The sequence below is a fragment of the Lentibacillus sp. genome, assembly GCF_035301925.1.
Lineage (GTDB): Bacteria > Bacillota > Bacilli > Bacillales > Amphibacillaceae > Lentibacillus.
In genome coordinates this window covers 1-18,636 of record NZ_DATGTI010000053.1, presented here as the reverse complement: position 1 = coordinate 18,636, position 18,636 = coordinate 1, and the positions used below count along the sequence as shown (strand labels likewise).

Annotated in this window: 15 protein-coding genes and 1 riboswitch; of the genes, 12 read left to right on the top strand and 3 right to left on the bottom strand. The window is 42.5% G+C overall.

Annotation, left to right across the window (positions count from 1 at the left end):
• The first annotated feature begins 184 nt into the window (after positions 1-184).
• The 10 genes from VK080_RS04800 to VK080_RS04755 all read left to right on the top strand — a co-directional run bounded on the left by VK080_RS04800 (position 185) and on the right by VK080_RS04755 (position 11,023).
• Positions 185-1,651 carry a CoA-acylating methylmalonate-semialdehyde dehydrogenase gene (locus VK080_RS04800; RefSeq protein ID WP_324223631.1) on the top strand — a complete coding sequence of 489 codons (1,467 nt, stop codon included), beginning with the start codon at positions 185-187 and terminating at the stop codon, positions 1,649-1,651.
• A gap of 184 nt (positions 1,652-1,835) precedes the next feature.
• Positions 1,836-2,558 (top strand): GntR family transcriptional regulator, encoded by a 723-nt coding sequence (locus VK080_RS04795; protein WP_324223630.1) that lies wholly within the window; start codon positions 1,836-1,838, stop codon positions 2,556-2,558.
• A gap of 180 nt (positions 2,559-2,738) precedes the next feature.
• Entirely contained in the window at positions 2,739-3,056 is a 318-nt protein-coding gene (locus VK080_RS04790; protein ID WP_324223629.1) for a (2Fe-2S)-binding protein, read from the top strand.
• Positions 3,053-4,174 (top strand): NAD(P)/FAD-dependent oxidoreductase, encoded by a 1,122-nt coding sequence (locus VK080_RS04785; protein WP_324223628.1) that lies wholly within the window; start codon positions 3,053-3,055, stop codon positions 4,172-4,174. The genes VK080_RS04790 and VK080_RS04785 overlap by 4 nt, the downstream gene beginning before the upstream one ends.
• Positions 4,167-4,493, top strand: a complete 327-nt coding sequence (locus VK080_RS04780) for a (2Fe-2S)-binding protein (RefSeq protein WP_324223627.1) — start codon at positions 4,167-4,169, stop codon at positions 4,491-4,493. The genes VK080_RS04785 and VK080_RS04780 overlap by 8 nt, the downstream gene beginning before the upstream one ends.
• Positions 4,486-5,577: an FAD-dependent oxidoreductase gene (locus VK080_RS04775; RefSeq protein WP_324223626.1), complete on the top strand. Its 1,092-nt coding sequence runs from the start codon at positions 4,486-4,488 to the stop codon at positions 5,575-5,577. The genes VK080_RS04780 and VK080_RS04775 overlap by 8 nt, the downstream gene beginning before the upstream one ends.
• A 161-nt stretch (positions 5,578-5,738) precedes the next feature.
• Positions 5,739-7,166 carry a sodium:solute symporter family protein gene (locus tag VK080_RS04770; protein WP_324223625.1) on the top strand — a complete coding sequence of 476 codons (1,428 nt, stop codon included), beginning with the start codon at positions 5,739-5,741 and terminating at the stop codon, positions 7,164-7,166.
• Positions 7,167-7,222: 56 nt separating this feature from the next.
• A complete protein-coding gene (solA, locus tag VK080_RS04765) occupies positions 7,223-8,353 on the top strand; it encodes an N-methyl-L-tryptophan oxidase (protein WP_324223624.1) in 1,131 nt (376 codons plus the stop codon).
• A 115-nt stretch (positions 8,354-8,468) separates the two neighbouring features.
• Positions 8,469-8,579, top strand: a riboswitch (TPP riboswitch).
• A gap of 426 nt (positions 8,580-9,005) precedes the next feature.
• Positions 9,006-10,238 (top strand): threonine synthase, encoded by a 1,233-nt coding sequence (locus VK080_RS04760; RefSeq protein WP_324223623.1) that lies wholly within the window; start codon positions 9,006-9,008, stop codon positions 10,236-10,238.
• 188 nt (positions 10,239-10,426) lie between these two features.
• Complete coding sequence (locus VK080_RS04755) at positions 10,427-11,023, top strand: Uma2 family endonuclease (protein WP_324223622.1); 597 nt, start codon at positions 10,427-10,429, stop codon at positions 11,021-11,023.
• 468 nt (positions 11,024-11,491) lie between these two features.
• Here VK080_RS04755 and VK080_RS04750 read toward each other — a convergent pair whose 3' ends face one another.
• Positions 11,492-13,156, bottom strand: a complete 1,665-nt coding sequence (locus tag VK080_RS04750; protein ID WP_324223632.1) for a M20/M25/M40 family metallo-hydrolase — start codon at positions 13,154-13,156, stop codon at positions 11,492-11,494.
• 1,067 nt (positions 13,157-14,223) lie between these two features.
• Here VK080_RS04750 and VK080_RS04745 point away from each other — a divergent pair.
• Positions 14,224-14,712 (top strand): SEC-C metal-binding domain-containing protein, encoded by a 489-nt coding sequence (locus VK080_RS04745; protein ID WP_324223621.1) that lies wholly within the window; start codon positions 14,224-14,226, stop codon positions 14,710-14,712.
• A gap of 781 nt (positions 14,713-15,493) precedes the next feature.
• Here the strand turns inward: VK080_RS04745 and VK080_RS04740 are convergent.
• Positions 15,494-16,381, bottom strand: coding sequence for a fructose bisphosphate aldolase (locus VK080_RS04740; protein ID WP_324223620.1), 888 nt, complete (start codon positions 16,379-16,381; stop codon positions 15,494-15,496).
• Between the two features lie 740 nt (positions 16,382-17,121).
• On the opposite strand from VK080_RS04740, the gene VK080_RS04735 reads away from it, so the two are divergent.
• The gene (locus tag VK080_RS04735) at positions 17,122-18,012 is read left to right on the top strand and encodes a DMT family transporter (RefSeq protein ID WP_324223619.1); all 891 of its coding nucleotides are present in this window, start codon (positions 17,122-17,124) and stop codon (positions 18,010-18,012) included.
• A 290-nt stretch (positions 18,013-18,302) separates the two neighbouring features.
• Here the strand turns inward: VK080_RS04735 and VK080_RS04730 are convergent.
• Positions 18,303-18,636: IclR family transcriptional regulator C-terminal domain-containing protein (locus VK080_RS04730; RefSeq protein ID WP_324223618.1), on the bottom strand; the 334-nt coding region annotated here is incomplete at its 5' end.

The window sequence follows — 18,636 nt, the reverse complement described above, 5'->3', positions numbered from 1 at the left end:
AAACGGTCATTTCCATACAACTGCTGGTAATGAACCTGGAGCGCAGACTCCGCCTTCTTTTTTATTATTTTTTCCAACGCTTTTTCGGAAATTCTGTAGAACTAAAATGGGCTGTTTGAAAATCGTTCAGCAGTCCCTATTATAGGGTGTGAAATATACAACTATAAATTTTGGAGGTTTTATAATGACTCAATCACAAACAAAAATAAAGCAAATTAAAAACTTTGTTGGCGGCAAATGGATCGAGGCTAACAGTGATAAAACGGAATCGGTCTTTAACCCTGCGACAGGCGAGGTTATTGCTGAAGTTCCGATTTCATCCAAAGAAGATGTGGATGATGCGGTCAAAGTGGCAAACGAGGCATTTGGAGAGTGGAAGGAGTTAGCGGTTCCGAAGCGTGCACGGATTTTATTTAAATATCAGCAATTGCTGGTAGAGCATTGGGATGAACTGGCTGAACTGATTACCATTGAAAACGGCAAAAGTTTGAAGGAAGCTAAAGGTGAGGTACAGCGCGGGATTGAAAATGTAGAATTCGCTGCTGGTGCACCAAACCTAATGATGGGTGATCAGCTTTCATCGATTGCGTCTGGTCTTGAATCAGGTGTCTACCGTTATCCGGTTGGGGTAGTAGGCGGTATTACACCTTTTAACTTTCCGATGATGGTACCGTGCTGGATGTTTCCGATGGCGATTGCAACGGGGAATACCTTTGTGCTGAAACCATCAGAACGCACCCCGCTGCTTGCAAATCGTTTGGCTGAGCTTCTTGACGAGGCAGGTCTGCCCGCTGGTGTTTTTAATATTGTTCATGGGGCGCACGATGTCGTGAATGGTCTGCTTGATCATGAAAATGTTGCAGCGGTTTCATTTGTTGGCTCGCAGCCTGTAGCTGAACATGTCTATAAACGAGGGACAGACAATCTGAAGCGTGTTCAAGCGTTATCGGGTGCCAAGAACCACTCGATTGTATTGAATGATGCTAATCTTGATAATGCCTCAACCCAGATTCTGAATGCCGCATTTGGCTCTGCCGGTGAGCGCTGTATGGCTGCATCAGTTGTGGCTGTGGAAGAATCGGTTGCTGATGAATTTATTGAGCAGCTTGTGAAAAAAGCGGACGATATTAAAATCGGAAATGGCCTGGATGATGGTGTTTTTTTGGGACCTCTCATCCGCGAACAGCATAAAGAACGGACCCTTAGCTATATTGACCAGGGTGTAAGCGAAGGCGCCAAGCTGATCCGTGACGGGCGTGGTGACGGAAATGCTCAGGAAAAAGGCTATTTTGTGGGACCAACAGTTTTTGATCATGTTTCAACTGACATGAAAATCTGGCAGGATGAGATATTTGCACCTGTGCTGTCGATTGTCCGTGTTAAAGATCTGGATGAAGGTATTGATGTAACGAATCGATCACCGTTTGCGAACGGATCTTGCTTATTTACACGCGACGGCGGCAGTGTACGGCAATTTCGGGAGGATATTGACGCCGGGATGCTGGGAATCAACATCGGTGTTCCGGCTCCAATGGCATTTTTCCCGTTTTCAGGATGGAAGGATTCCTTCTATGGCGACCTGCATGCAAATGGGAAGGACAGTGTTGAATTTTATACTCGTAAAAAAGTTATGACAACACGGTGGGTATAACATCTATTTAAGAGTGCAGTGAAACACTGCACTCTTTATAATTTCATAATCCACCAAATAAAAGGTAAATAAAATTTTCGGAAATTTATTGACTTTAAAAAGAATCACCTATATAATTTTAGAAAATTACAGATAATTAAAAGATATAATAATATAAACAATTTGGTAATAAAAGGAGAAGAAAATGAAGGTTGATAAAAGTTTATCTACCCCTTTATATCATCAGGTCAAAGATTATTTACAGGAAAAAATTGATTCTGGTGAATGGGAATCTGGCTATCGATTAGCGGCGGAAAGAGTGTTGGCTGATCAGTTTAATGTCAGCAACATTACCATCAAAAGAGCCATACAGGAGCTGGTACATGAAGGCTATTTACATCGGCAGAGCGGCAAAGGGACTTTTGTCATCAAAAAAAAAGAACAAGATATTTCCAAGATGGTATCATTGCACAATAAGCATGAAGAATCAGCTACACATCCGCATAGGCTGCTCAGCTTTAAAAAAGTTGGTGCCGGTTCGAAGATAGCTAAACAGCTTAATTTAAAACCCTCTGACCAGGTTTATAAAATCATCCGTTTAAAAATTGAAGATGGCAGTCCTGCGGTCATTGAATACTCGTTTTTACCGAGCACCCCTTTTCCAGGGTTAACGGTCGATGATATCGATGATAACCTGCTTTATAATATTTTCACTAATAAGTACGGTCTCGAGTTGAATAAGGCAAAAATTTATTTTTCAACCACTTTGGCTCAAGAATATGAGGAAGAGCTGCTGAACGTTCCAAAAGGTGAGCAACTATTTGTACTTGAACGTTATACCTTTTCAAAACAAAATGAAACAATCGAGTATTCAAAGTTGATTTTAAAAGAAAACCAGGCGAAGTATTTTCTTGAAGTAGAGCTTTAACATCACAAGGGGCAACAAGTAATATTAAAGATTATATTATTATAATCTTATACTCTATCAAAATCAGTGTATAAAGCAGAAACAGATACTTTGCGTAATCGAATTATGCGGGGTAGAGCAAGCACCGTTACCTCACTAATCATTATAACATTATATCTTTATATGAAGGGGCGGGTCGCGATGCACATCATCGATCATCCGATTTTAGAAAAGGATGACAGAAAGGTAATACAATTCTATTTTAATGATGAACCTTTAAACGCAAAAGCCGGTCAAACCATTGCAGCGGCTTTAATGGCCAACGGTATAAAAAAATTGGGGGTAAGCAGGAAGCTTCAGCAATCTAGAGGGTTATTTTGCGCTAGCGGCAGATGTTATAGCTGCTTTGTGACGGTCGACGGGCTTGATCATGTTCTTAGCTGTTCGACACTTGTGGAAGATGGCATGAAGGTTTATTCGAATCTTTCGGATCCCGAAGTCAGGAGGGGGAGAGAATGAACACTGATTTATTAATTGTCGGCGGTGGCCCGGCAGGATTGAATGCCGCGTATAAAGCAGCCTCGAATGGTGTGAAGACAACGGTTATCGATAAGTGGTTTACACTTGGCGGGCAATTAAAACAGCAAACACAATTTTATAATAATTTACCGCATCATTTTTCCAAACAAAGGGGTTTTCAGCTTGCCGACCATCTAGTAGACAGATTAAAAGCGCTTGACGTCTGGATACTGGAAAACCACACGATGATTGGTGCCTACCAAGACGGCAATGTTGGAGTTACAGATGGCAGCGATACGTTTCCTGTCAACGCCGAAAAAATTATGATCACTACCGGCGCCATGGAAGAGCCTGAAATATTTCCGGGATGGACTTTGCCGGGCGTTATGACAGCCGGTGCCGCTCAAATATTAATCAACCGTGAGCGTGTGCTCCCGGGAGAAAGAGCGCTCATTTTAGGATCTAATGATTTTGCGCTGGAAGTGGCCAGCCAATTACACGATTGCGGTATTAAGGTTAAAGGGATTGTTGAAAGCGGAAGTGAATTGCTTTGCCAAAATGATGAACTGGCAGTAAAGATGCGGGATGCAGATATTCCGGTTTTATTGAACAGTGTTATTGAAAGCGCAACAGGAAAGGGAGAAGTCGAAGAGGTATATGTGAGTACTGACGGGAGCAAAAGTCTTTATGATGTTGATTTAATTTGTATTGCAAAGGGTATGACACCCATTCTTGAGCCTTTTGAAATTATGAGCTGTGATTTTACCTATCAAGCAAAACTTGGAGGATGGCTGCCTAGATATGATAGCACATTTAAGACCACTAATCCTTCCGTTTATATTGCGGGCAATGCAGCAGGCATTACAAGTATGGGTGGTATTTTGCTGACAGGTGAGATGGCGGCATTGAGTGTATTGCAAGCACTGAATGCTACAAGTTCAGAGAAAATTGAAAAGGAAAAGCAATACTTATGGGATGAACTTTACCGTATTGAATCAACGGAAAATCGTTCGGTAAGGGATGCACGGCTCGATGTTATTAAAGATCTTCATTATGAAACGGGTGTCCAGCTGCCAGCGTATTTAGATTCTGTTTTTGGAGGGTTGATCAATGGATAAGTCAACAATTGTTTGCAGATGTGAAGAAATCAATATAGATGAGATCGAGTCAGCGATCAATATGGGCGCTCATACGTTCAATGACATCAAGCGACTTACCCGCTGTGGGATGGGCCCCTGTCAGGCTAAATGCTGCATGAATCTGGTCCGTCAAATTATCAGTGATAAAACAGAACAGCCATTAAGCGAAATCAAGCCACTCCGGATGCGTGTACCTCTAGGTGTTACCCGAATGGGAGCTTTGGCAGGCAATCAGGCTTCTTCTGTCGCATCAGTCTTTGGGGAATCAGCGGAGGAAGGTGAGCCTGATCATGAATAAGAACTATGATGTGATTGTTGTCGGCAGCGGTGTTGTGGGAAGCAGCATTGCCTATCATCTTTCAGAAGGCAAACGCAAGGAGATATTGACCATTGATAAGAACTTCCCGTTATCGGGCACGTCCGGATCGACGCAGGCCTGGGTGTGGGTACATAATAAAACGCCTGCATGGTATGGCGAGTTAAGCATGTACAGTGCCGAACTATATCCGTTTTTAGAAAGGAAAATAGGTGATGTTGAATATAAACGGACGGGTGGCATTGCACCGTTCTTTTCCGAATCGGACAGGGAAAAGGCGTTAAAGCTTGCGGAAAAACAAGCAGAAGCCGGCATCAAAGTAGAGGTCCTGAGCCGCGATGAAGTACTCGAAAAAGAACCGGCACTTTCACCGAACATTGTCGGGGCAACGTACAGCAAGATAGACGGAAATGTGAATCCTTTCCGTCTGATTGAATTATATGTCAAAGCAGCCCGGAAAAACGGAGTGCAATTCTCATTTTATAACCCGGTGACCGATATCGCAAAAGAGAATGGGATGTTCAAAGTGACAACCCAGGACGGCGAGTATTTTTCAAATCAGCTGGTTTTGGCTGGCGGCCCATGGTCTAAAAGCCTTGGCAAGTTTTTAGGGATAGACGTCCCAATTAAACAGGTACGCGGTCAGATCATTGTGACAGAACCGCTGAGTCCCTTTCTTTCGCACACCATCGGAGGGATGCGGCAGGCAGACAACGGCGAAGTGCTGATTGGCTATTCGAAGGAAGAAGTTGACTATGACCGGCGATCGACGCTGGATATTATTCAGGATACAGCCAGGATGGCAATTGACTTTGTGCCTGCTTTAGAGAAGGCAAACGTTGTGAGATGTTTCTCAGGTATTCGCGTGATGCCGGAAGACGGATTTCCAATCCTGGGGGAGATCCCAGGTATTGAAAATGGGTATATCGCTGCAATGCATAGCGGTATTACGTTATCTCCCTTAGTCGGAACATTAATGACGGAATTATTGTCAGAAGGTGAAACCTCTATTGATTTGGAAAGATACAGTTTGAAACGCTTTAATACCATCCGTTCAATAGGGTAGCTATATAACATTTACAGTCCTAAAGGGTGTGGTTAATGGCTTCAGTATAATTTTCCAATGAGTTGGTTGTCCGTTTTGTCAATTCCAGCTATCAGCATAGAATTCACACACAAGCGGGATTGAGGTCAGAAAGGTTCTATTAAAATATTTGGAGGGGTAGAATGGGTCCTACGTTAACGATTGTTATTTGTTCAATCATTGTATTATCAGCCGCTTCTGCGTTTGCCTTCTGGGTTGGCAGAAGACACAATGATAGTGAAAACTGGATAGTCGGCGGACGGTCGTTGCCGGTTTATGTCGTGGCAGGAAGTCAATTTGCGACTGGTATGGGCGGCGGGGTCCTGGTCGCTCATATCGGAATTGGCTACAGTGCGGGCTGGTCCGCGATCACGTACAACTTAATTTATTCCATTGGTATTGTGATACTTGTTTTATTGGCTGGCTGGTTAAAAAAGCAGAAATTTTCAACCATGCCGGACATCTTCAGGAAGCTGTATGGTGAACATAAAATATTGATTAGTACAGTAACCGTTATGGCGATTGTTGTGCCGTTTGGCTGGTTATGTACACAGCTGGTAGCTTTCGGGAATCTCTTTTCCGAGATATCAGGTATTCCGTTTGCCGTGCTGCTAATCGTATTTGCAGTCGTCAGCTTATTCTTTGTTCTGCCTGGGGGCTTAACCTCAGTTGCCTGGACCGATTTTGTATTCGGCTGTATGATGCTGATTATGTCGGTTGTGAGTGGCATCTATGCTTGGAATTTGGCAGGTGGCTGGGGCGAAATCACAACCAACGTACCGGAAGCCATGACAAGTTTTCCTGAAGGATTGGGAGCTGTCGGCGGACTTACAATCTTACTATGGATATTGTCCATTTTCCCTGGCGCATTAACCAACCAGATGTCGTATCAGCGCATTTACGCGGCTAAAAGTGCAAGTATTGCTAAAAAGGGCTTTATCATTGCAGCTGTTGTAGGGATCATAAGCGGGATTTGGTCGTCATTTATGGGGATATCCATATTGTCCATGAATCCTGGGCTGGAAAATGAAGAATTGGCATCAGGCTGGTTCTTAACGCAAATACCAATCTGGTTTTTAGGGCTCTATTCGGCTTTCATCATTGCAACAATCATGTCAACGGTCAGCAGCGCGATTCAATCAGTAGTTGTCAACATTACCAAAGATATTTATCAATCTTACATTAACCAAAATGTATCAGACACCAAACTGTTAAGTGTTTCAAGAATGATGTCAGTTGTTGTTGTTGCACTTGCGGTAGTATTAGCTCTGGTGTATCCGCAAGCTTTAGATTGGCTGGTGGCGACATATGCCTACTCTGCATCCGGGTTATTGGTGCCGATTTTCGCTGGTTTCCTTTTGAGAAAATCCAACAAGCTCAGCAAAAGTGGTGCAATTGCCAGTATCGTCCTGGGTATCTCGAGTGCAGCAATAGCACAAATAATTGATACAACAGTTCCATATACTGCTTTTGGTATATTGGGATCACTTGTCGGTTTTGTATTATTTAACTTTGTGTTTAATAAACAAAGTGGGTCGGGCAACTCCGGAGAGGGAGAAGTAGGCGCATAATTTTCCGAATATATTAAAGGATGTAAATTTTTAAATATAGTAGTGAGGTGTGATTTATGGATGCTGATGTGGCAGTTGTGGGCGTAGGAACGATGGGAAGTATGGCAACATGGCAGTTGGCGAAAGCTGGTATCTCCGTTATCGCTTTCGAACAGTTTGGCATAGGCAATGACCGAACAGCTGCTGGAGGAGAGTCCCGCTTATTTAGGACAGCTTATATGGAAGGAAAGGAATATGTTCCACTTTTATTTGAAGCCAAAAATTTGTGGCGGCAACTGGAGGCCGAAACAAATCGCGAGCTTCTAACGTTAAACGGCGGTTTGACAATTGGGGATCCGGATACCGATGTCATGAAAAGCTTATTAAAAAGCATTTACGAATTTGAGTTAGATCATGAAATACTCCAGGGTAAAGAAGCGACAGAGCGCTTTCCGCAGCACCGGTTATTTTCGGAAGACATCATGGTTTTAGACAAAAATGCGGGTTTTCTTCGGCCTGAACTGGCAGTCGTTTCAGCTGTTGAGCGGGCGGAGAGTTTAGGAGCAAATATTAAACGTTATACAACCGTGCAGGGTGTTCATCCAGATAAAGATGGTGTTACAATTATTGCCAATGATAAAGAATATCACGTTGGAAAAGTCTTAATAACGACGGGCGCCTGGACGGGGGAGTTATTGCCGCGATTAAGGGATCACTTGATTGCCAGACGTCTAGTGCTGACATGGTTTGCGCCAAAAAATGTTGAAAAGTTTAAGCCTGATAAATTCCCTATTTTCGCCCGCATGCGCAAAGGCTATCGGCTGACAGGGGCGCCAACTCTTGACGGGACAATGGTAAAAGCGTCCAATACAAAAGATCCTGAGGCTGTACTGGAACCGGGTAACCTAAATCGTGATGTCAGCAGTGAGGAACTTCAGGAAGTTGGCGATGCAGTCGAGAAACTGTTGCCTGGGCTGGAGCCTAATCCTGTCCGAGCCAGTGTTTATATGGATGCTTACACAGAGGATGATCATTCCATTTTAGGCAAGTTGCCGGGAATGGATAATACGTTTCTTATAAGCGGCTTTTCTGGTCATGGCTTTAAAATGTCACCTGTTATCGGAAAGATTGCAGTGGACCTGATTACAAAGGGAGAAACAAAGCATTCGATCGGACATCTTAATCCGTACAGATATGCTAAAGCTTAGTAAATGTATGGAATAGAGTTGAGATATGCCTAGACTTAGTCAGCTATAATTTTAACATAATTATTCCTTTACATGTTTGAATTTGTGTTACTTTAATTTTAAAATGAATATTTTGCAATTCCACTAGGGGTGCTTTTGCAAAAAGCTGAGATCAGAGTGGCTGACTCTGGGACCCTTTGAATTTGATACGGTTAAACCTGGCGGAAGGAAGTGGCATATTAAGCAGCAATAGGTTTGTTGACAAAGATGATCAAACCACTTTCCGTTTGGGGAAGTGATTTTTACGTCTGCGGGGGCAGAGGGTCAGACCGAAACCACTGAAAAAGTGCTCTTTTTAGATACACTTTTTGATGGTTTTAGCACCCAATTTTCGAATTTTATTATTTTAGTCTTTTCGGTCCAGGTAAAACACGACAAAATCAAAATTAGACACTTTTCAAGAGGGTAGTAACTATGCTATCCTCTTTAGATTTACTGCTAATGCAGGTAATTTTGCTTGTGATTCCATGTTTTTTAGACTGGAAGTGAATCTCAAGGTTTTCGGATAGACGCTTGTTCCTGTACAATTGCTATAGGATAAAATTTTAGTTTTATCAAAATTTAAATTTCATAAAATGAATGGTCAGGAATTTTAAAATGGGAGAGGATATCTTTGAACTACAGTTACATATCACAGCTTTACTGTCCGAAATGCGGGCATACATATGGAACCAGTGAGCAGCATCAACTTTGCACGTGTGGTTCGCCTTTGCTGGTTGACTATGACCTAGAAGGCATAAAAAAGCATTTAACGACCGATGAACTCACATCAAGGGAATCTACTTTATGGCGGTATCACGAGTTACTTCCGATTGAGGAGGCGCATCATGTCGTGTCTTTGGGGGAAGGTATGACGCCATTAATCCCATTTCAGGAACTTGGAAAAGACACGTCCATTGAAAATCTGTACATAAAGGATGAAGGGCTGATCCCGACAGGTACATTCAAGGCACGGGGAGCAGCTGTCGGCGTATCAAAAGCAAAAGAAGTTGGTGTGAAGGAGCTGGCAATGCCGACGAATGGGAATGCCGGTGCAGCATGGGGATTGTATGCTGCCAGAGCTGGTATCACATCGACCATTGTGATGCCTGAAGACGCGCCCAAAATTACCCGGAATGAAGTCGCTCTATCAGGAGCCAATCTTTATTTAGTGAACGGACTCATCAGTGATGCCGGAAAGATCGTCGGAAAAGCGGTCAAGGATTATAACCTTTATGATGCATCCACATTAAAGGAGCCTTATCGCATTGAAGGAAAGAAAACGATGGGCCTGGAAATCGCCGAACAGCTGAATTGGGAGATGCCTGATGTCATTTTATATCCGACCGGTGGCGGTGTTGGTCTGATCGGAATCCATAAGGCGCTGAAAGAATTAAAGGAATTAGGCTGGGTGAAAGGAAAGCTGCCTCGTTTGGTAGCTGTTCAATCAAGAGGATGTGCGCCTATTGTCAAGGCATGGGAGGAAGGCAAACGTGAATCCGAGTTCTGGAACGATTCGGAAACACTTGCGTTCGGTATCAATGTCCCGAAAGCATTGGGTGATTTTCTGGTATTGGACGCTATTTATGAAACCGATGGCTGTGCGATTGCTGTTGATGACGAATCGATGCTTCAGGAACAGGCGAAAGTGGCACAGATGGAAGGAAACTTTATTTGTCCGGAAGGTGCCGCCACATTTGCAGCTGTCCGCAGATTACGAGAAAACGGATGGATTGAGCAGAATGAAACTGTTGTTGCATTGAACACTGGAGCTGGGATAAAGTACCCGGATACGGTTCAATTGAGGCCGGAGATGTTGGAGAAGGACGGTTCGATCGTGAAAGCGGATGAGGGTCTTGTCAAATAAATGGCCTATGTTCAGAATAAGGTATCCACTTTTTTCAAATTTTAATGGTATCTATAATGGTGGCGTATTTTGAAGGGATAAAATTCTGTTTTCCCATTGGCAATCATCCTCTTATCCATGCAATCATGAAGAAGGTGTCAATTTGATGTATAATGATTTTAAGAAAAATCGGGAAAGGAGCATTCCATATGGGGGTTGCAGATGAAAACCAAAATGTTATGACATATAAGGAATATGTCACATGGGATGATGGCGAGCGCTGTGAAGTCCTGGGCGGTCAAATCATCAGTATGGCTCCATCACCACTTCCTGAACATCAGGATATCTCCATGCAATTGTCCATTGAATTTGGCTCGTATCTAAGAGGGAAAACTTGTAAAGCCTATGCTGCCCCAATTGACGTTTACCTATTTGAAGATGCCAGTCAAGAGTGGATGGATGATCGTGTCAGAAATTGGCTGATACCGGATTTGATTGTTGTATGTGACCCAAACAAGATTAAACGAAACAAGATCATAGGTGCGCCGGATTTGGTTATTGAGATTATATCACCCTCTTCTGCAAAGATTGACCGTATGGATAAGAGATTGGCATACCAACAAGCAGGTGTGAACGAGTATTGGATTATTGATCCGGCTAATCAAATTGTAGAGGTTTATCTTTTAAAAGGTCGTTCGCTGGAACTGGCTAATGTCTATGACAAAGGAGACGTTGTTCCAGTACATGTATTAGAAAACCTGACGATTGATTTGAGAAACGTTTTTCCTGTACAGGAAGAATCGTGATAAATTGATCTGAGTATGCTAGGAACTTGTGACTTGACTTGGTTGTGCACATGCTAGTTTGCATGAACACGAACTACTCGTTCTTTAATGTGGAAATGTTAAGCCTTTATCAATGCAACAATGATTAGACCCAGTGGTGTTTTATAAATAAATTCTGGTTTATGTTATAAGTGAAGAGGCAGTCATTTAGTATGGCTGCCTTTTTGTTCTAGCTGGAAAAATGATGTAAGAGTCTTGCCAACTGCGTTAGAGGAAGTGAAGTAATCTATAAATTAGGTAAAGTGGTTTTCTCTCCTTCTTTGTATAAAGTGATTACTTTACTTTGAAGGAGCCTCTTTTATATTGAAAGGGGACAGGAGGGAAAAAGAACTTCTTCTCATGTCACTCCTGTCCCGCACCTGAAAAAAACTTTCGTGATTGGATTGTAAAAGAGTGTCAGCTGCTTCTGATGTTCCCTGAACTGTTGATTTATTTAGCTGACGTTTCATACAGCATCTTTTGAATCACCATATTCGTCATATTCGGTACGATTTCAAATGAATAAGTCATTTCCACGCGTTCCAATCGTTTATGACCGTCCATCCCGTATGGCCCGATGTTAATCACCGGCACATTGATATCACGAATGTCCTGATAATCCACATAGTGCTTGGTGCCCCATGCAGGATTATTATGCTCAATCGCTGCAATTCCTGCCGTATCATCACTTAACGCCATAAAACTTGCATCCGAAATATACGGGAAAAAGTTCCTTAGTGCAATTGGGTGATCATAGTTGGGCTGAACAGATTTAACGGCATGTTCAAGAGCATCAATCAGAATTTGTTCATTTTCCGTTTTTCCGGATAATTCAATTCGTGGTGAATATAAGGATGAATAGAACACAAATATGGCTGGGCTTTTATCCGCCATCCATTTCCACGCTTCTTCAACAACCCGGGCTGCAAACATGCGGGTATCCAATGTGTCATCATTTAACAGCTCCTGCTTAAAATGATCCATATGCTGAATAAAGGCATCACCGTGTGTTTCAATCAGCATTTGTTCCATTTCCTCATATAGAAAAACCCGCGGCTGCCAAGGTATTTCTTTGTACGGTTTATGACTGATTTCACAAAATCGCCGGTAGCGTTCTTTGAATGTGTCAAGCGCATTTGTAAACGCAATATGTGCCTGTTCTTTTAATTTTTCCAATACTTCTTTTGGCGACCAGGAATGGATAAAGAAATTGTAATACACATATGCGGATAATGCTGTTTGGACTGTATAGGTCGGCTTCAAATCTGTCTGTTTTAAAGCGACGGGAGGGACCGTTATTTCACCGAGCGCTTCATCACAGAGTTCCGGATTATAACTGATCTGTCTGGTTAATTCAGCCGCAATAAAATTCGGATCAAGGCCATCAAACACGTCCCCGACATGTGTCTCAGCACCGGTTATCAAAAAGGATGGGAGAAGTTTTCCAGCCACGCCTTTATATACATAACGATTCTCATCTTCTTCAGAACGTGGTGACATAAAATCACTATTGACAGCAGCAACATAATCAAAATGGTGCTCTTCTTGCCAACTTTTCAGTGTTTTGAGTGCGGACAGAATGCCGTGTGAGCCATCTTCCTCATCACACTCAGCGATAAACACGAGATTACCTGCCAGTTCTTCGGGGTGCTCTGCGTAATATTTCAGCAGATAGATATGACTGGCGAGACCGCTTTTCATATCCAGGGCACCCCTGCCAAAAAGCCAGTCACCGGATTGCAACTGCTCTCTTACGGATGCGGGTATATCCTCATTTTCCAGGATTTCCATCCATTCGTCCGGCATAAAAGCATATTCATGCAATTGATTAAAATCATCGACACCAACCGTATCCATATGCCCCATTAAGATAACGGTCCGGTTGCTCGCAGTCTTTGTCCCTTTCACAAAGGCCAGCACATTGTACCGATCCAATTCATCGTTTGTCGTTTCTTCAATTGTCACGCGTTCCGGGTTCGATGTAAAATAGGGAAAAGATGAAAGCAATGTATACAAAGAATGGGCAATGACCTTCTCGCCCTCCGTATTAACGATACTTTGGATACCGACAAGCTGTTTGGTTAAATCAAGTACCTCATTACGGCATTCCATCATGTCGGGTTGTGATGCCCCCATTTGATGTCCTCCTTATTTTTACTCTAATATTATCATACTGTCTATTTTTACTAAAATTCTTTAAGTAATACTCACATTTATAATATCCGCGATAAACGAGACATGAGCGGGCATCTTACAAATGCAGGCTCTATAAACCGTAGAGGCCGCCACTGGGAGGAATCCTTTAAAGCGGGCTCGGTTGTTATTTTGAAGTTGTACAAGATGCGCTTGTTTAGTTTTGATGTATCCGTATCTGAACACCTTTCTTTTAGTTGATCTCAATACTCAAATTCAGCTTACACCTGTTCGAATGCCCGACTAGAAAATATTAAAAATTAAAAAATATCGAATTTTGTCATTGACAAGAACACGTATTCTTGTATAATGATAGGTAAATAGTAATAGTATTTTAGCGTTTCTTCAATTTAAAACTTCTGGTAATCCTCTTAGATTAGCAAAATGGGAAACCAAGGCTAGTATTCACCATAGACCTCAGTATGTTAACATTTCCCGAAAAATAAATGAACTACTCACATTTTTTAGTCATCAGCCATCAGCCTCGAAAATATCGATCGTGTTTTTGTCTATTTGCTTTCAAAATATCGAATGACTTTTTCATGGGAACAGATTATACGCTTGGTGTTGCCCGGAATTTTACTGCAACCGCAAATCAATATCTATCAATGGAAAAATGACGGTCGAATATTCAACCAGCTGACGCAGGAATTGAAACAGATTCGCGAAGATTGACGGAAAATTGACTATCTTATCGCCAAGGCAAACACTGACCATATTTTCAAATGGGAAGATGGCGATTTGTGTCTATTGCTGAAGCCATTGAGCTGGGAAACAGCTGCGTGGTAAGGCAATTTTACTAAAAAGGTTCGGAATGAGGAAGCCGGTGGAAAGGATTCAAGCCTATCATATGCAATAGACAATTTATCGGAAAGCTTTGTTCGATCCCGACAAATTAAAAGAGCGCGCTATGAAGCTGGAAAAGAAGGCAAATCGATTGTCAATGGCAATCGAAAAACAGAATCATCTAAAAGGAGCTGAAGTGGAAAATGAATGCACTCAAACCTGCTAATATTTTAAATGGGGTTACATTTCCTTACATCGACGTATTCGGAATTTCCAGTGGGATTGCACTGGGAATTGAATTAGGTGATGAACAATACTTTATATACGACAGATATTGTATGAACCCAAGATGTAAGTGTGAAAATGTCATACTTCAATTTGTTGAAGACAGCGAAAATGTGGTCTTTACTGTCTTGCTGCGATTGAAAAATAAAAAATACAGTATTATGGATACAAGCGGCATTTCAAACAAACAGGCATATGAAATTGTGAAGCACACATTAAGAGACAGTGTAGACAGAGACGAGGCAATAGAATTATTCAAGAAACGCTACAAAGAAATGAAGGCTGCCGGGGCAACAGCTTTAACGGGAAGCAAAAAAACTGATGAAGTTGTACAGGAAATGCCAAAAAGAAATGCCCCTTGTCCGTGTGGGAGCGGGAAAAAGTATAAAAAATGCTGTGGCGCATAATACGCTGCTAATAATTGTGATTTTAAGCGTGGAGATAAATTTTAAACCTATATTTGTATACCTTAGCTTGACCTCATTCCCTTTGTCCAATAACCAATCATTTATCTGCAAATGTCCTTCCTAAGAACAACCTATTTCCAAGATCAAGTCATGAATAAATGACGTTATATGATTATTTAAGGAGAAGCGCTCTACGTTGTCTGGGTTAATTAATCAAAAAAGTAGAATAGAATAAATAAACGTTTCTTCGCAAATTCCGCAAAGGTGGTACAAATATGCCTAGAATAACAGTTCAAACAAACCAGCATCTTCAATACGACAATATAAACGATATGAGAAACAGATCAATCGTCTCATAGGGGATAACTGGGACGAGGAACCTGTTTTTCATCTCCACCTCAGTCGGCTGTAAGGGAATTTTATTCGCATGGCAGGAATGAATGAAAAGCGAGGATAAGTTAGAAAGTACGTTAGACGATGAAAGATCTGCAGGACCGGCAACCTGTTTTCTGATAGCTTTTGACAAAGATAACTTGGAAAAAATCAACAACATAGCAACAAGGTACTTTCACGAACTGGCGCCAGCCACGAGGACCGGTTAATGCCAGGAAACAGATCAAAAGGCATTTTATGAGAGTTGCAATAGAATAGGGAAGGTCATTTGAAGATTATGATTATGATCAATATTGGCCACAAAAAAATCCCCAGGGCGAGACACCCTGGGGATTTTTGCTGTTTGTTCATTGCCTGGATCATTATGAAAATTCTCGGATGAACGTCCTCACGTAATCGAAGCTTCGTAAATGGATTTTACGGCTTTTTCGAGTTCGGCATTGAACTCTTCATCTGTCTGGTTGACATTCAAATCCTGGGTCAATGCACGTGAGAAGCTGGCGATGAGGTCGTTATTTTCTTTCAGCTTTTCATTCGCTTCCTCCGTCGCATAACCGCCGGACAGCGCGACAACCCTTACAACATTTGGATGCTCAATCAATTCTTTATACGTGTTAGCGACCGTTGGAATGGTCAGCTTCAGCATGACATGATCATCCTGGCCAAGATTGTCCAGATGACTGCGGATTTCCGCCTTCAGCAGTTCTTCACATTTTTCTTTTTCCGGGCTGTTAATATCCACTTCCGGCTCAATGATTGGGACCAGGCCGGCATCAATAATTTTTTTGCCGATTTCGAATTGCTGGTCGACAACGGCTTTGATGCCTTCTTGGTTGGCTTCCTTAATGACAGAGCGCATTTTGGTACCGAATATATGACGCTCATTTGCCCGTTTAAGCTTGTCATCAAGGTCATCGATCGGCTTCATCAGCTGCACGCCATTTGATTCCTCGGCAAGGCCTTTATCCACTTTCAGAAAAGGGACAACGCCTTTTTTCTCAGCCAAATAATCACCGGTGTACATACCTTCAATTTCGCGGTCCATCGTTTGCTCAAACAAGATGGCGCCGATGATATGCTTGGAATCAAAAGCAGGCGATGTGATAATCCGTGTCCGCATGTCGTGGACAAGGTCAAACATTTCATCTTCATTGGAATATTGATCTTCTGAAATACCATACAGCCGCAGTGCTTTCGGTGTACTGCCGCCACTCTGGTCAAGCGCTGCGATAAATCCATCACCGTTTTTCATTTGTTCAAAGTGTTTCTGATTCATGTGTGACACTCCTTTATCATGATAAAATTACCTTTTTCCACTTGGGGGACATTATGTATTTGGGCAAAAGTCGACTTACCAGATACATTATATCATGAATAGCGGTTCGGTTAAATTAAATAAATAATAAATCAGTTACGGGACATGGGTCAGATCCATGTGGCCCTCTTACATATATAATAAGATTTTTGTCATTTCCCGGGAAATAATGCCGATGATGATTATGAAAATCCAACTGTTATTGGTTATATAGGCCTTGTGTGTCAACAATCGGATTAGATTTGACGGGTTATGGCTTATCGGCTTTGGACATTATGGCTGCCCTGTGAATAGGGAATAGCAGCCTTTCCATCCCATTAAACAAATTTCTTTCCATTCGCCTGAATTTGTATTAGCATAGATTATTAGTGCCGATAACGTCCCAAATGACAGACTTATCGGCGTGAACGCAGCAAAGTATGAGTACGAGTACAGTTGACATGTGCTTGCCCGTGTAGACATAAGGGGGATACATTGAACATGGGCATGATCCCATAAACATGGGCGGGAGTGCGTTAAACATGGGCATGATCCCGCAAACATGGGTTCGAAATCACAAATATGTTCCCGAAAGTGTCCAACATGGGCGCGTGGAGGACAATTATGGGCGCATCTGTCATGCACATGGGCTCAAGCACAGCAATCATGGGCTTGTGCACTGCGCAACAGCAAGATTGATTTGGAAATTGGAGGAACAGATCATGTCTGATCGCAATAAAGGCATTCTTTTGTTATTAATTTCTGCATTGGGTTTTTCGCTCATGGGTGCTTTCGTCAAGCTTTCCGGTGATTTGCCAACGATGCAGAAAGCTTTTTTCCGCAATATTGTAGCAGCTATCATCACATTAGGTGTTGTTTTGCGTCATAATGAACGGATATTCGGAAAAAAAGAAAATCAGAAATTGCTGTTATCCCGTTCAGTCTTAGGAGCGTTCGGAATCGTACTGAACTTTTACGCGATTGACCATCTCGTGTTATCCGATGCTGAAATGCTGAACAAACTCAGTCCGTTCATTCTCATTATATTTTGTGCGATTTTCCTGAAAGAAAAGGCGCACCGGTTTCAGGTAATCGCCATTCTTGTGGCTTTTGTCGGGGCATTGTTCATTATCCAGCCGGAATTCTCCGTCGACGTATTCCCTTATATTATTGGGGTGCTTGGAGCGGTATTTGCAGCTGGTGCTTACACGCTTCTCCGCGTTTTAGGCAGTAGGGAAAAACATTATACAGTTGTCTTTTATTTTTCATTTTTTACAACGTTGGTCCTGCTGCCGTTTACGATTTTTCTTTATGAATCGATGAGCTGGCAGCAATGGGTCTTGTTAATTCTGGCAGGTACCTTTGCAACGGTTGGTCAGTTTGGCATAACGCTTGCTTACAAGTTTGCCCCTGCCAACGAAATTTCGATTTTCTTTTATTCAACAGTCGTTTATTCGGCGCTGCTGAGCATCGTGCTGTTTGGCCAGATTCCGACGCTGCTCAGTGTGATTGGCTATGTCATCATATTTGGTGCTTCGTTCTATATGTTCCTGAAAAATAACCGAATGGATAAACAGGAGGCAAAACAGGCGCAGCAATTGAAATCATCATAGAATAAATCAGCCCTGAAGGGGGACAGAGGGTCAGACCCCTTGTCCCATTCTGAACAAGCCTAAAACTGATTCAGCATGTTCATCCGTCTCACATACCGCTCATCATACCCCAGCCGTTCAGAGGCATTTCTCCCTGCCGCCACGACTTTTTGGCATGTCGGGAATTTTGTTATTGGTAAGAGGAGAAGCAGTTAAAAACAACGTAGAAGACAATAACTGCCACAATCATCATTCATCGTGATGGTTGGGGCAGTTTTTCTGGGACGCGGGGTCTGACCCTCTGTCCCATGTTACCGGTTTAGCATGTTCATTCGTTTAACGTATCGTTCATCATACCCCAGGCGTTCAGAGGCGTCTTTCCCGGCGGCGACGACTTTTTTGGCGATGTCGGGGATTTTGTTGTTTGTCATCCGCTGAAGAGGGCCTACAACTGTAATCGCACTGACTACTTTTCCGGTATGGTCGCGGATTGGCGCGGCAACCGATTTGATGCCTTCCCGTAATTCTTCTGTGCTGATGGCGTAACCCCTCTCGCGGATTGATGCCAGATGGTCGCGCAATTCATCCGGGTCTGTAATATTATTTTCTGAGTGAGCTTCTAAACCCTGGCTAATCACATCCTCC